This is a genomic window from Bradyrhizobium sp. UFLA05-109, assembly GCF_054185165.1.
Window position 1 is genome coordinate 1 of the sequence record NZ_JBBIAR010000123.1, and the last position, 14,454, is coordinate 14,454.

At 57.1% G+C, this 14,454-nt stretch carries 10 protein-coding genes and 3 pseudogenes; 8 read left to right on the forward strand and 5 right to left on the reverse strand.

Annotated elements, in window-relative coordinates; all coding sequences use genetic code 11:
* Positions 1–147: 147 nt before the first annotated feature.
* Positions 148–478 (reverse strand): annotated as a pseudogene (locus Q3C01_RS43710) (IS110 family transposase); the annotation flags it as partial.
* Between the two features lie 1,169 nt (positions 479–1,647).
* Between Q3C01_RS43710 and Q3C01_RS43715 the strand changes: the two are divergent.
* The 8 genes and pseudogenes from Q3C01_RS43715 to Q3C01_RS43750 all read left to right on the forward strand — a co-directional run bounded on the left by Q3C01_RS43715 (position 1,648) and on the right by Q3C01_RS43750 (position 8,379).
* A complete protein-coding gene (locus Q3C01_RS43715; RefSeq protein WP_458151518.1) occupies positions 1,648–1,908 on the forward strand; it encodes a hypothetical protein in 261 nt (86 codons plus the stop codon).
* A 604-nt stretch (positions 1,909–2,512) separates the two neighbouring features.
* Entirely contained in the window at positions 2,513–2,686 is a 174-nt protein-coding gene (locus Q3C01_RS43720; protein ID WP_458151520.1) for a hypothetical protein, read from the forward strand.
* A 726-nt stretch (positions 2,687–3,412) separates the two neighbouring features.
* Positions 3,413–3,631: a hypothetical protein gene (locus Q3C01_RS43725; protein WP_458151522.1), complete on the forward strand. Its 219-nt coding sequence runs from the start codon at positions 3,413–3,415 to the stop codon at positions 3,629–3,631.
* A complete protein-coding gene (locus Q3C01_RS43730; protein WP_458151523.1) occupies positions 3,628–4,212 on the forward strand; it encodes a transposase in 585 nt (194 codons plus the stop codon). Before Q3C01_RS43725 ends, Q3C01_RS43730 begins: the two co-directional genes overlap by 4 nt.
* 158 nt (positions 4,213–4,370) lie before the next feature.
* Positions 4,371–4,697, forward strand: a complete 327-nt coding sequence (locus Q3C01_RS43735) for a hypothetical protein (RefSeq protein ID WP_458151525.1) — start codon at positions 4,371–4,373, stop codon at positions 4,695–4,697.
* 397 nt (positions 4,698–5,094) lie between these two features.
* Complete coding sequence (locus tag Q3C01_RS43740) at positions 5,095–5,586, forward strand: GNAT family N-acetyltransferase (protein WP_458151526.1); 492 nt, start codon at positions 5,095–5,097, stop codon at positions 5,584–5,586.
* 1,632 nt (positions 5,587–7,218) lie between these two features.
* On the forward strand, positions 7,219–7,356 hold the full coding sequence (locus tag Q3C01_RS43745) for a hypothetical protein (protein WP_458151527.1): 138 nt from the start codon (positions 7,219–7,221) through the stop codon (positions 7,354–7,356).
* Positions 7,357–7,655: 299 nt separating this feature from the next.
* Positions 7,656–8,379, forward strand: a pseudogene (locus Q3C01_RS43750) (ATP-binding protein).
* Positions 8,380–8,531: 152 nt separating this feature from the next.
* On the opposite strand, the pseudogene Q3C01_RS43755 reads toward Q3C01_RS43750, so the two are convergent.
* The 4 genes and pseudogenes from Q3C01_RS43755 to Q3C01_RS43770 all read right to left on the reverse strand — a co-directional run.
* Positions 8,532–9,707 (reverse strand): annotated as a pseudogene (locus Q3C01_RS43755) (2-isopropylmalate synthase); the annotation flags it as partial.
* A gap of 951 nt (positions 9,708–10,658) precedes the next feature.
* Positions 10,659–11,846: a CaiB/BaiF CoA transferase family protein gene (locus Q3C01_RS43760; protein ID WP_458151528.1), complete on the reverse strand. Its 1,188-nt coding sequence runs from the start codon at positions 11,844–11,846 to the stop codon at positions 10,659–10,661.
* Between the two features lie 353 nt (positions 11,847–12,199).
* The gene (locus tag Q3C01_RS43765) at positions 12,200–12,640 is read right to left on the reverse strand and encodes a M24 family metallopeptidase (RefSeq protein WP_458151529.1); all 441 of its coding nucleotides are present in this window, start codon (positions 12,638–12,640) and stop codon (positions 12,200–12,202) included.
* 854 nt (positions 12,641–13,494) lie between these two features.
* A complete protein-coding gene (locus tag Q3C01_RS43770) occupies positions 13,495–13,995 on the reverse strand; it encodes a GNAT family N-acetyltransferase (protein WP_458151531.1) in 501 nt (166 codons plus the stop codon).
* Between the last annotated feature and the right edge of the window lie 459 nt (positions 13,996–14,454).

Here is a 14,454-nt window from a genome sequence, read left to right on the forward strand (position 1 = left end):
TCGAATGAGACATGATCAGACCTCCGGTTTCCGATGACGCAGCTTAGCTCCTCTGCGCCTCATTCATGGGATCTGTTAGTGCGACCGATGCCGTGGCCGCTGTCCCTGATGGAGATCGCGGATCGAGGCCTTATAAACGGGTTGCGCGATCGGAACGAACCGCATATTGGGGCGGGTGACCTCTTCGCAGATCGCGGCCTTGTCAGCGGCGTCGTTCTTGGCGCCTCGCCGCACGTAAGGTTTTACATAGGCCGGCTGAATCAATCTCACATCGTGTCCAAACCGCCGAATCTCGCGTGCCAGAGGTAAGCGGTGGCGCAGGCCTCAATGCCGACCACGCATGGCGCCAGCGAAGAGAAGAACGACATGATCTCGCCTCGCCGGAGGCTCTGGCGATTCGTCAGTGGCCTTTGCGATCAACCGCATGGATGTGAAATACATGCCTTCGAATGTCCACCCCAATTGTCCTGCCTTCCATTGGTGAATTGCTCTGTTAGCGGATCCGTACATCGTCCGTATATCGCCGGCCTAGAGGGAGCGGGGCCGTCTTTCCCATCATCGGCCGCTACGGGAGGAATTTCTGAACGAAACGTTGTTCATGTCGCTGGCCCAGGCCGCATTGCGCTCGGATGTTGGCGGCCCGATTGCAGCGATGCACGACCAAGCTCGCGGCTCGGATGGAAGATGCCTTCCGAATTCGCCTTCACCTGCCATCCGCAAGGGACTCTCGCGCTGCGCTATGCCGAACGCTCCGCGTCAACTCCCGTCACTACGACCGCCCAACCGGTCAAATCCAACCAACCTCGACATTCTTCAGAAGATTTAGCTGCGTCGGGCATTGCGCGCAGTCGCTGTTTGCCTGGTACTTCTTTAGAGACAGGGCAGGCCAAGCAGCGGCCCTCAATGAGCTTGAGCGACAAACACTATGATACCGGATAACGCACTGACGACAAGCGCATCGGGTGAAAACGCAAGTGGCCCCGCTATCCGCAAGCAAGCAAAACTTAAAGCTCCGCCACCCGCATCATCTCGAATCCATCTTCGGCGCGCGATCCACGTTCGAATTTAGGACACATGTCGGAAGATTTGCAAAATCGGCGCGGCCACTCAGATTGATGGCACACGTGTTTTTCGTGAGGCAAGGCGCCCGTCAGATTCCGAGACTGGCATGCCGATTGCTAGCACAGAAACCACCGCCGATGTGACGGTCAGGAGCTGTTGACGTGGACTGCCCCATCGGTCTCAATGAATTGGGACAATGTCTTGCAAGGCTGAAGTGGGGTCGATTGCTGCGTACATTACCAAGCTGTCAAGAAGTTGCTGCAGCTTTCCAACCAAGAAGCGGGGATATCTGCCGTGTTGAGCTTTGGTGCTGGGGGAACATTTTTACGATCAGATCATGATCAGGTGCGGCGGTTCCGGATGCTCCTCTCGGCCGCAGCCTCCCGCCGGGCGGACACTGGTCGAGTGTTTTTCGCTTCTGGATAATCGGTTCAGTAGAGGATCGCAATGCTTGTGCCACCCGCGACCGCGATTCGGTCCCGAGCGGAGTGGTCCACAGCATCATCAGATGTAGCGCAAGTTGTCCGCGTTGCGGTTCTCTCTGTTGAGGAGCACACTCTTCGAAGTCATCGAAGGATTGAAAAGATGAAGCGCGCCGCACCTTGTTCGCGTAGCCCCTGTGGCCCGACCGTCTTTGTTGGCAAAAATCGCCATGGCAACTGGGTTGCTCGCGAACAGAATGGATTTTTTGGCGGCATTTTCGTGAACCGCCCCCAGGCCTTCAAATACGCGTTGCTTGAGAACGGCCGCCGTCCAGGAAGCATCATCGAGGTGTCGCCCGAAATCGAACTCGATATTTTTCGCGAATCCGCAGATCTACGAAATGCGGCATTAGGCCTGACCTGACGAATTGATCTTTTCGCGCATCGTTAGAAGGCGCGCTAGCGCTCTCGTTCGATAGACAGCGTTTATGGCACGCAAGATTATCGAAGATCGCGGCTGCCAAAGACCTAGTTTAGGGTATTCCTTCCGATCATTTATCGCATCCTTAGGTAAGCCGCAGTCCATCGACCAGTCGATCGTCCGCTTCACCAGTCCTCGATGAGCGGTTCGGTGCGGTTTACGTGGACAAGCCGGGCTCGCCGCAGCGCGGCTAATGGCCGGTTTGGCCACGGCCTGTCCGATGAGGTCTTGTACGAGCGCCGATACTGCCTCCTCCATCTTACAGAAACTTTCTACCAAAGCTTTAGCGTCCCCAGCCGTCCGCGGAGTCTTCCTGCCAAGAAGGGATTTCATTGTAATCAAAGCGGAGCCGCCATGCCCGATGAGCCCAGTCAAATATTGGAGATCATCGATATGCTGGCCAGCGATGCAGCGTCGTGAAAGACCCTCCAAGCCACTGAGCAGAAGTCGATTTTTGGAACGGAGCGAGGCTTGAGACTGCTAGTTTTTCGGGGTTTGAAGGCCGCGAAGTTTGCAACTTCATTTTGGTGATTCTCTCGAGTCGTGATTGCGTGATCGCATCGAAGGGACGATGCGACCCAAGGAACTACGGAACACCGGACAGGCCGATCTTCTGCGTTCGCCGTTCGGGCCTTCGGCCATTGTTTCCGGCTCCGCCTATCTGTTTCTCCAACTTTCGGCCGTGGAATGCCTCACTAGCTTTGCCGACAGCCCGACCTAATACGCCCTTTGCTGACTTCTGCCCGGCGGTCAGACGGCCTCGCGGTCGTCTCGGTCCCGAGGGCGAAACCGGGCGGATCTCCCGCGGTAAGCTCAAGCGCCTCTTGGTGCCCAACCGCCGGATCTACGCTTCGCTTCCTTGATGGATCTGGACTTCGCGAAGTGTTGCCCGCTCGTCCGACGCTTGCGCTCATAGCCTTTTTTGTTCATCGGCTCGCACCTTTGATTCATGCTTCCTTCAGACCCGCCTCGCGACGACAGCCCTTGCGTTTCACTAACCCTTCACCACCATCGAGTTGGGTGGAAGACCTTCACTTCCGAGCCATTGAGCATGCCCGGCACACAACGAAGCCGCTGGCGCGGCATTGAATTTGTTGCTGGAGTGGGAGTCCAAGTGCCGTTGGTGGGTGGAGCCTCGAATCAATTGAACCCGTGTAGTCGGATCAACAATGACAGCGGCCAATAACATCTCGACACATCCAATGGGCGATGCCGGCGCGACCTTCTGCAATCCCCTCCCATTCGTAGAGAGCCGTTACCGGGCTTCTCGCGCCGGGGTTGTCATGAGTGGCTCCATTTGCCTTGATGCGCTTCATGCCAACGCAGCGTTATCAATGCGCATCAACAAGTCGGACCAGAACGATGCCAAGAGGTTGGCCGAAATGGCCAGCATGGGATGGTACCGGGAAGCTGCCGTGAAGGGGCGGAGAACTGGAAAACCCATTCGATGCTGGCAGCTCGAACCAAGCTGGTGAATCTGCGGCGGGACCTCGACAACCAGATGCGCGGTCTATGTAAGGGACTGGGAATAGTACTCGGCAAGGCCGGCTCGACCAACCTGGCTCCCAAAGTCGAGGCCGTGCTCGCTGAAGCGCCGAATCTAGAATATTTTCGCGCCGCAACTCCTTGCCCAGTTCTGTTCAACCGAGAAAATTGGAAAATGTGACCAAACGTTCGGCGAATGATGACCGTTCCTATTTGTCCCCTGACCGCTCTGTCCTTCGTCGTTACCTTCGACGACCTCAACGCTTTAGACATTCTGCCCACATTGGCGCCTATGTCGGCCTGACACCAAGACGTTATCAGTCGGGTGAGATCGATCGCACTGGCCGCATCCCAAGCGGCAATCACCAGGCTCGAACTTATTTATTCGAGGCCACGAACGTCCTGCTGACGGTTGTAAGACGAGGTTCTGCGCTCGAGCGCTGCTGCAGCAAGCTGGCCAAACGCATCGGCGCGCCAAACAAGGCAAGGTTGCCCTCGCTTGCAAAATGGCTGTCATCGACCATGCCATATGGACTACCGCATGAACCAGCCTTAAACGAACCGAGACCGGCCTTCGGCGGAACATGCGTCCCTGCCGGGACGGAAGGGTGTTGGCAATCTCGAAGTCTTCCCTGCGGGCGATACGCACCGCGCTTCGAGATGCCACACCTCTTGAACGCCAACATGCGGCGCTCCTGCATAGAGACGACCGCGGAAAGAACCATGAACCCGCAGTGGATCATTTTTGTCGATCGGGGTTAACATCGTGCCCGCGATTAAAGGACGGACGACTCCAAAGGCGTCGTTTGTGGCAAAGAAATGTATCGGACTCCCCGCATCAGCGCTTCCGGCGCCGATTTGGATCAGCACGAAGTTTGGCGCCTTGCCAGCCACCGACTCCGAACTGACGACGCCCAAGCTTGACCGCCGCCCGGAAAGGGTTCGTCGGGCTGGACCATGATGCCGCCGCCGCGGCTTTGGATCGAGCCGTCGGCCAGCATCACCTTCATCGTCTTGATGGAGCGGGCCAGCGCGACGGCCTGGTGGGCATTGGCCGAGATCGAAACTGCCGACGCAAGCAACTCGCGGGTAACACCAGTGCGCCCGCCAGCTCGGAGATGTTCGCCGATTCAGTAAGCTCTCCGCCGCGATCCGGGCCTTCTCGCCGGTCCACCATCGTCGCCGTCTCCCCCGGTAAAGAACTCGCCGCGACGATCGGAATCACCTTTGCCTGGCATCAAGCTTGACGTTTGCCATCGCGCCCCTCCACGCATCAGCTCTGTTCGCCTCTGTCGCTGGCAACCTCGCGATGGCGAGGTGGGGCTACATGGCGGTTCCCGTTAGCCATCGCAGCTTTGTTTCGTGCAAACGGGCAATGCAGAGCGGGTGGAATCGGCAAAGCGTAATGTGACAGTGCCTGCCCAACCTACCAAGACTGATAGCTTGTTTGGATAGATCTGATTGTGTTTGCTCGCCGCGTTGAACACGACGGCAGCCGCATCTTATAGATGATATGCTTCAGCTTCAGGGCAGAGGACAAGCGGACTACTATACCGGCTCTTGATCGGCAAAGCTCTCAACACGTAGACGGATAAGCGCATCGGAAGTAACGAGCGCTTCAACAACAACGGGTGTGTTAGACTAATGTTTCGACGTGCAACTTATGCCGATGCCCATGACATGGTTAAGATCTACAACCAGGCGCTGAAGCCCGGCATCTTTGCCGTAAGCCAAGTCATCTCCGATACTTACGAGGAACGCGTCGCCTGGCTTAGCGAACATCAAGATCCTTATCCTTCGTTTGTCTATGAGATCGAAAATGGTGCAGTGATAGGCTGGTGCTCATTGAGTCGGTTTTCCGTGCGCCCAGAATATACAGACGTTGCCGAAACGTCACGCTACATTGATGAGAATCATCGAGGAAAGGGACTTGGCAGGCTTATGCTTGCACACTTGATTGAAACAGCCACCGATTTGGGATTGCGTCTGCTGGTGTCGCGCGCATATGAAAGAAACATTCGAACCATAAAAAGCGCCGATCCTTTCGGATTCCGACGCGTCGCGGTGTTACACGAAGTGGCGCGCATTCATGATGAATGGCACAATGATGTTTTTTGGTGGAAAAGATTACGGTGACTCACACTCTGCGAGCTCCGATCGAGCAGGCCTTTCAAGATCGAATACTGTATGCGCATCGCGCACAAGCGCACTCTCGAGGACACTTGGCGACACCTCGGATTCCGCCGGGTCGGCGGACATGCCGAAACCAAGAGTGACCCGCGCATAATGCCCACGTCGACCTTCGCGGGTGGTGGATGATGGAGTTTCTTGGCCGCGGGGCAAAGGGAGCCGCCGACGGCGCTCGATATGCCCGACCAGTTCCTGGTTGAGCTTTGGTCCCACTGGCACGAGGCGCGCGTTTTGAAGAAGTTCGTGTCGCGGACGGTGATAACCAGCTCGATAAGCTCCACGTCTTGCAAGACCAAGCGAAGCGTCTCGCCAATGCGCACGCCGCTTCCGTACAGCAGCAAGAGGAGCGTGCGGTAGCTGGTACCTGAGGCCGGTGCCAAACCTCCAGGATCGAGGTCGCGTCCAGCAGGCGGCGCTGTTCTTCCGTGGAAAGATAGGGCGTTCGTTGCGGCGGCAGCTTCGGCAACGTTGTCGGCTATGGGGAGAATGCCGTGTACCCGCGGGTCACGGCGAATCTATAAAGGCCGCTCAAAGACCCTGTATCGTAGCATCCAGGTAGCACTGAGCGATCCTTTGCCTTGGAGGAATTCGGCTACTGCCTCGGGGGTGACTTCACCGATATCTCGATTGGCCATCGCTCGGCGGAACCCGCGGAGCAAAACCCGCAGCGGACTCGAAACGCATCGCCACTGACCGCTGCCTGGCCAACTAGGCGTCAACGACGACGTTGGTCAGCATCATTGGAGGTCTCCAGGTCGAACGCTCCGACCCCGCGAAGGGCCTCCATGCTCACCTTGGCGTAGATGCTGGTTGTCGCCGCGCCGCGGTGTCCCAAATGGTCTCCTTTCTCCTTTATCGACAGACCTTCGGCAAGAAGCTGAGAAGTGCAAGCGTCGCGCAACGCACGGCCGCCGCGTTGTGCGCGTCAATTCCAAGTGCAATAACTCTGCGGTTAGCGAAATCATAGATGCTCCCTGGCTTCAACGTCCGACGGGGCGCCTGCATGCCGAGGAATACTTCCGCGCACGATGACGGCGGCCGCACCGTGTCGACGGCGGGGTCACGCCAACAACCGAGAAATCGAAGAAGGTCGTCCGACATCGACCACTCTTCGCACCGCAGTGATAGCCCCCATTCTGGCGCTGACGCTCGGTCGCGATTCGTCGGAGCGCCTCGATATCGAGGCCCTCCGAAGCATGTGAACCGAGACGCGCGGAAGTCCACAACAGCTCGTTCCGCTCGAGTTTGAGAGAAGCTGCGGTCGCGTCGGCTTCTGCACAGTGGCGAAGGTACAGGCACCGGCTCGTCAGTGAATGGCGCGGCATCATCGTGGGGCACGGTCAAGCGGTCGAAATACGTCGTCTGATCCATAGCGAGCCTCCGTTGGGCAAAGGTTCGCTACCCAGACCTCTGATTATGTTGCGTGAACGATGCCCCAGTGCTCAGTACTCTCCGCAACTTTAGCTCCTTACACAACATGAATCTGGCCGCAACATAACGCGAAATATGTGATCGTGAACATACTTCGCGGTTCTGCGATCGCTACCGAGAATGGATCGAGACGATCTCTGCAGGCCCATGCGGAAGGCGCATGGTCCTGGAGAGAACCTGTTCATCGACTTCGCGGGCGACACTGTGCCGGTGTTCGACGCCGCGTCCGGCTCGCAGCGGTTGGCCCACGTCTTCGAGACGCGTGGGCAGGATCGCGGGCCGTAGTGCTCGGCCAGCTCCTGGTAGATGCGGTTGATGCCCCACGGGACGGATCGAGATCCTGTATAAGGGGATTTGCGTCGCTAGCCACGCCCGCTCATCTCGCGCGCAGCTACGGCTAGCCGCAGCGACGCCGCCTGCCGGCGCGGCAACGACATCGGCGCGACCGCCTATGGCTCGATCAAGTCGATCCTGCAGCACGGCCTCGATCGCGCCTACGCAAACGGAAGACCGCCGGACGGCCCACCGATGCGACACTGCAACATCCGCGGCACCGATTACTACCACTGAAGACAGGAGAGACGATGTTGACAGACCCTACCCACGACCGCCTCATCGGTCTCGGGCTCAATGCATGGCGAAGGCCCTCGACGAACAGTAGCAACAACCCGACATCTTGACGCTGGCCTTCGAGGAGCGTCTCGAACCGCTCGTCGACCGTGAGGCGACAGAGCGCGAGAATAAGCGGCTCGTCGCTCGACGGTGGCAAGCCTCCGGAAGAACGCTGTCGTCTGGGATATTGAAGATGAAGGCGCCGCGCGGACTCGACAGGCAGCTGTTCCAAAAACTCGTCGCCGGCCAGTGGATCGACCGGCACCAACACTTGCTCATCATCGGCCCGACCGGCGTCGGCAAGACCTGGATCGCCTGCGCCTTGGGCCACAAGGCTGCCGGGGCAACCGCTCCGTTCCCTATCAGCGGCTGTTCGAGGCGCTCGCCCTCGCGCGTTGCGACGGTCGCCATGTCCGCCTGCTCAGGACCCTGGCGCGCGTCGAGCTCCTGATCCTCGACGAGTGGGGACTTGCGCCGATGACGGCCGAGCGGCAACGCGACCTGTTCGAGATGATGGAGGACCGCCATGGTAGCGGCTACTGTTGTGACAAGCCAGCTCCCGGTCGAGCATTGGAATGCCGACGCCATCCTCGATCGCCTCGTGCGCAATGCCCGCCGGCTTCACCCTCAAGTGGGGAGAGCCTACGTAAAGCCGCCGCCAAGCGTCAGCCGCTTGACGACGAGCCCGCCAACTGACCTAGTGACGTCGTCGCGAGAGCCCGCCCCGAAAGGTGGCCGGGATCTTCGGCCCCCCCGGCCGGCTTCGCTCAGAATCCGCGGCCGACTTCGTTGGAATGCGCAAAACAGTGGTGCGCTTCATTCAGTTTGCCGCGCGGCAATTACTGTCCCGCAAGCTCGGCAGCAACTAAGGCTCTGATATCGTCATCAGAGATGTGCTTTTTTTGATCTGCCAAAGCTTTGAATTGCACGAAGGTCTGGGCTAAGGCGGCCTCTGAGCGCCGAAAGCCAAGCTCCTGCACCTTCCGTGCGAACGCATGGCGGCCGGAGTGCTTTCCCATCACAAGGGACGTGTGCTCGACACCTACACTCTCCGGTTTCATAATTTCGTATGTCTGCGCATTCTTCAATATGCCATCTTGATGGATGCCGGCTTCGTGCGCGAACGCATTCCTGCCGACGATCGCCTTATTGTACTGCACGGGAAACGAAGTTGCCTCGCTTACTAGTTTGGAGGCGCGAGCGAGCATCCGAGTTTCAATATTGGTCCAGTAAGGTATCACATCATACCGAACCTTGATGGCCATGACGATTTCTTCCAGAGACGCATTGCCAGCGCGCTCACCAATTCCATTGATCGTACATTCCACTTGTCGAGCTCCGGCGGAGATTCCAGCGAGCGAGTTCGAAACGGCCATCCCAAGGTCGTTGTGACAATGCACTGAAAACCGAACCCTATCAGAGTTTGGCACTCGTTCCTGCGCCATTCTAACCATTGCGCCGTATTCTTCCGGCATAGAATAGCCAACAGTGTCTGTTAGGTTGATCGTGGTAGCTCCAGCATTGATCGCTGCCTCCGTGCAACGGCATAGGAAATCGTGGTCGCTGCGCGTGGCGTCTTCACAGGTCCACTCGACATCATCAGTATGAGCTCTCGCTCTTGTGACTTGGGCGATCACCAACTCGTAAACCTGTTGCTCGTCCATCTGGAGCTTCCACTTCATATGAATTGGCGAAGTCGAAATGAACGTATGAATGCGGCCGCGCTTTGCAGGCCTAATCGCCTCGGCGCAACGATCGATGTCTTCGGGCTTGGCACGCGAAAGTCCACATACCACGGCATTCCTTGTCTGTTTAGCAATCGCATGTACTGCTGTGTAGTCTCCTTCTGATGCGGCTGGATACCCCGCTTCTATGACGTCAACCCTCATATCGTCGAGCATCTCTGCGATCTGAAGCTTTTCTTCCAGGGTCATTGTCGCTCCTGGCGACTGCTCACCGTCACGCAACGTTGTATCGAAGACAATGATTCGTTCCCTCTCAGAGGTCGGGGTTATAGAAGCCATAGAATCGTCCCTTCTACTTTCTCAGTTGTGTTCATGAAACACGATGGCCAACGTCGTAGGCAGGTGACAGACCCCAACGGGATCGAGTTCACTCTCGGCGAGACCAATGGAGCATCGTCGCTTCGTACTAGTCGGCTTCGTATCCGAGACTGGTGCTGCGGTTGTGCCTGATTCGGCGACTTCTTTCTGGAGGCGACCAAAGACGAGCAATCCAAAACCTCTACATGCGTACGTTGGCGTAAGCAGGTTCTTCGACGCTGTCGGCTCCTCTTGCTAGTTGTCGCGGACCTACTGTGCTCTCGCGAGGCGGCGAATTGTGTTTGACCGCCCTTTCTGCCACTAGGCGCAACGCTTCTCTTGTTCAAGAGAAGCTACAATGGCGACCTCGCGGCGTATACTATCGGCTCTGATAGTTCACGCGAGAGAAGAAGGCGTAGCGATGCCATCGTAGGGCGGCTCTGATACGCACACTCGCTCGCCAGCTAGAGACGAACTTGACGCACAATCCCCTGCCCCTGAGCCAACGACGCCAGCCCTCCTGGCATGTGATGGCGAACGGTAGGAAATACGTCGAGCGAACTGTTCCCAAACCTCTCCCTCAGCTGGCTTAGCGCGCAGCCCCCTCGTCGCTGAAGCACTGGGCCGTTTCCGCTAGGAAGCCGACCAGATCGGGCCGATGCTCTTGCCGCTTGTCGATGGAATTATTAAGGCAGGCCGCATCAGAACACGCTATGTTCGCCGCCGGCCTCGCCGGCAAAGGATGCGGCGCTGAGCGACCCGAGCTGCCGCGCTTCGTGGCTGGCGCTGCAATTGCCTCTCGGTCAACTCGATCCTCGAAAACGGGCTCGACCGAATTCCCGTTCCAAAATCCCCAAAGCGTGAGCCGAGCGGATCCGAATTTAATCCTGACGATAGAATTCGTCGAACCGGATGGCCGGCGAGCCCTGGAAATCATGAGGGCCCATAGCCAAGCTCCTTCCCTCGGGCCAGCGCTTGGATCTCTGATTCTGAATAGCCAACACTTGTGAGGATCGAAAACGTGTCGCCGCCCAGCGATGGAACCACGCTGACCGGTCCTAAGCTGTCCCGGTCGAACTCGATCGGCAGCGCAGGTACATCGATTGCGTGATGCTTCTCATCAACCATCGTAACCAGCCCGCCCGGACGACGGACGTGCGGATCGTTGAGCAGTTCCTCCGGCGCGTTGATCGGTGCGAATGGTATGCTTTTATGGTCAAGCTCTACCATGAGATATTCAAGGTCGTACCGCCGCAGCCGTTCCGCGAGTAGCGGTAACAGCCGAGGGCGAGCATCAATGCGCTGCTGAAACTCAACGAGGTCCGGATCAGCAAGCAGCGCATCGAGGCCAAATGTGCGGCAAAAGGTTTTCCATTGACCATCGGTGGTCACCGCGACGAAGAGCCGTTTGTTGTCTCGGGTGGCGAAGATGTCATAGACAGGCCATGGCACGCTTCGCTGCGACATCGGCGGCGCAGGTGCGCCCGTGATCTGGAACTGGACGATGTGTTGCGCCACAGTAAAAAGGCAATTTTCAAAGAGCCCGATGCGCACTTCGGAGCCCTTCCCACTCATCTCCCGTTCGCGCAGTGCGGCGAGTATTCCGATTACTCCGAACATCCCGCCCATGATATCATTCACAGAAGCACCGACTCGAAGCGGCACCTCACGGGAACCGGTCATATACGCAAGCCCAGCCATCATTTGTACAACCTCATCGAGCGCGGGGCGATGTTCATACGGGCCGCTTAGGAAACCTTTGTGAGCTGCGACAATGAGCTTTGGAAAACGCTGGGTCAGACTGGCCGCATCCAATCCACATTTCCTTATCGTCTCGTCCTTAAAGTTCTCGATGAAAGCATCCGAACGTTCGAGAAGACGGAATAGTGCGTCTTTTCCCGATTTGGTGGTCACGTCGAGAACGAGGCTTCTCTTTCCGCGATTGAAAAGCGGAAAAAAACTCGCCCCCATACCCATGAGCGAGCGGGTTTTATCGCCGTCAGGTGGCTCAACCTTGATGACATCCGCACCGAGTTGAGAGAGTATCATCCCACAGGAAGGCCCCATTATCATGTGACTCATCTCGACTATCTGAATGCCGTGTAACGGGAAGTTATGCATTCCGTCCTCTCGCCCAAATCATAAGCTAACATGATATCTCGCGGCGTGTTCACCGCCGTGACCACAGCCCACTACCCGGATAGCGAGTGCAGGTCGATCCATTTTGGCAAACACCTCGCTCGACGAGCTTGCCGGACGAGTGGGATCTAGGCCGGCCGAGAGTCGGATCGACCCGGGCGGCTCGATCCAACCGGGCTCCCTCCAAGGTTTCCAAGATGATTGGTACATCAAAGATGGTCGGGTCCACTATCGTGCGGGAAGCAGCTGGGTCGGACGTCGGGCGGAAGTCCGCGTACGGTGCTCAGCGGCCGAAAGCTCGTGCGACTTGTGATGTTCATGGATGAAGACTCCGGCTAAACCTCTAAACACTTCCGAGGCGTACGCGTCAGAACCTCGACGCGCGACTCGGTGACGCTGAATGATTCACTGATGACATAGCTGATCCAGTTGCCCAGCATGAGCCGAAAAATCGTGTTTGGCTTCAGGTCTGTCAGGCCGTCATCCGCGAGGCTCGCGGTCTTCCAGATCCGATCGATGCAAATGGGATACCAACACCGCTTAAGCTTCTCGATACCGATGTTTTCAATCACGCAGCATAAGGCATTAGCGATGTCGCTGCGGGTGCCTCTGGGCCGGACTCTTTCCAGTGTGGCTTCCAAATCTGCAATCAACTCCTCATGGACCCAGGCGGTCGGCCGGCGCGCCTGTTGAAAGAGCGCGCATGATCGCGTCGACGTAGCCATGGCGATTTCCGCTAAGTCCGATATTGATCCGTGGACGATCGTGAAATACATCCTCGCTCCAGAGAGAGCGCGGCATATCAGAGCGCGGCGACCAACACCTCAAGAGCGTTAGCATTCCCGTCGCGGCCTGCGCATCATGTTCCGCCGTCCGATTTTAGCTTTCATTGCGGCACCCCTGCGCGGATGCTCCGCTATCGGGAAAGCCTGTGCTCCTTCCGATTGGCATTGTCTTCGCTCCATTGTGGTTCTTGCATGAAAGCATCCGCCCCCCATCGAGAGACTGCTGCAACGCCTTTGGTATGCCGACTTCTCTTTCTTTAAGCGACACTACAACGCGGGGGCTTCGGCGCATACTATCAACTTTGCTAGTTCTACCTGACGATCGCTCGTCGTCATTCAAGCTACCGTCGTCTGATAGAGTAGCGAGTTCTTTCTGAAGGGCTCGGCAGATGCCAGACTGGTTGGCACCAGGTCGAGCCCGCTCGATCGGAGAGACAAGCAAGACCATGCTGAACCCCTAGCACGAAGTACCAGAGTGGATCCTGATAAAGTTGTGTTTAGGGAAGCTCTCCAGGAAAATGGCTGCCAGAACTGTCTGAGTCACAAAGACGGACATTGCGACGAAATCGCCCGACGAATGATCCATACGTCCTTCTACGGCAACTAGACGCCATTAAATGCAGCTCTGAATTTTCACAGCATGATATAAGGAAATCGGCGTGACCGAGAGTCTAACTAACAAACCGGTCTCCGACACGGACGAGGTTCGCTTTTGCCCATCGTAAAAGCTACCCAAGCAGATCACAAGCAGTTTGTGACTTGCCTGGAGAGACAGTCTATCGTGTCTTCCTCCGAAGTGTGCGCTACAGGGCCAATGTCATCTAAGATGATCGAGTCGATCGACGTCACGACACCATAAGCCTCTCAAAAACCAAGATGTCATATTGTTTTCCACGATGGCAAAAGACCTCGGGAAGGCATCCAGCGAGCGAAAATCCACATTTCTTTTCTGCGAAGGAAGCAATTTCGGGTACACCATTAAATAACATTGAAAAAATGCAGCGCAGATTGAGCGTAGTTGCCCGGTCCAGAACTGTCTGCGCAAGGGCCGCGCCAATTCCCTTGCGACGAAACGTTTCTTGAACATAAAGCGACATCTCGGCTGTATGCTTGACGTCTTCCCTGACGCGATACCGAGTCAGTGCCGTCCAGCCGACCACGACTCCCTTCTCCACGCACGCATAAGACTCAAACGACGGCGGCGATTCGAACAGATACTCCTTCATTTCTTTGACCGTCCAGGGACGCGATCCTTGGGTCGATTCCCTTGCGCAACATGCAGCGTTATAGATGTCTGTCACGCTTGGCAGGTCACCTGATCGTAACGGTCGCACTTCGTACGACATAAGACATCCTTCTGTTTTTTGCCTCGCACAGCATCCCACAGTTGGTTGTACAAAGGGCAACGAAGAGCGGGATAGGCAATAAAGCCAACGTGACTGTGCCAGCCTCTTTAGCTCGCGGCAACCTACCAGAGCTGATAGCTTAATTGGCCAGATCTGATTGTGATCTGCTTGCGTATTTCAGTTGCTGGAGATCCAGCAAATATCGGACTCGCCTTCACGATACCTGAGGTGGTGCCGTAGGGGACGACAGGCACGCCTGGAACGCGTTGATGCCCCCAATCTCGCCGAGAACGAACGCGCGCTACCAGAAAGTGAAGGGCGTGATTGTACCAGTCGAGTGACCGACATTTATCCATCCTGGCACTCGCGCGCAAGGCGGAGACTCTGAACAGCGCACCGCGGCCGAAAAGCGCGCCTACATCCGTGATTGTCGGCCCGTCCGGGCCCTCCATCGCGGAA

Coding starts and splice junctions, on each gene's coding strand:
- Q3C01_RS43725 (WP_458151522.1), top strand. CDS start 3,413: ATGCTGGCAGCTCGAACCAAGCTGGTGAATCTGCGGCGGGACCTCGAC.
- Q3C01_RS43740 (WP_458151526.1), top strand. CDS start 5,095: ATGTTTCGACGTGCAACTTATGCCGATGCCCATGACATGGTTAAGATC.
- Q3C01_RS43765 (WP_458151529.1), bottom strand. CDS start 12,640: ATGTATTTCACGATCGTCCACGGATCAATATCGGACTTAGCGGAAATC.
- Q3C01_RS43760 (WP_458151528.1), bottom strand. CDS start 11,846: ATGCATAACTTCCCGTTACACGGCATTCAGATAGTCGAGATGAGTCAC.
- Q3C01_RS43770 (WP_458151531.1), bottom strand. CDS start 13,995: ATGTCGTACGAAGTGCGACCGTTACGATCAGGTGACCTGCCAAGCGTG.
- Q3C01_RS43715 (WP_458151518.1), top strand. CDS start 1,648: ATGAAGCGCGCCGCACCTTGTTCGCGTAGCCCCTGTGGCCCGACCGTC.
- Q3C01_RS43745 (WP_458151527.1), top strand. CDS start 7,219: ATGCGGAAGGCGCATGGTCCTGGAGAGAACCTGTTCATCGACTTCGCG.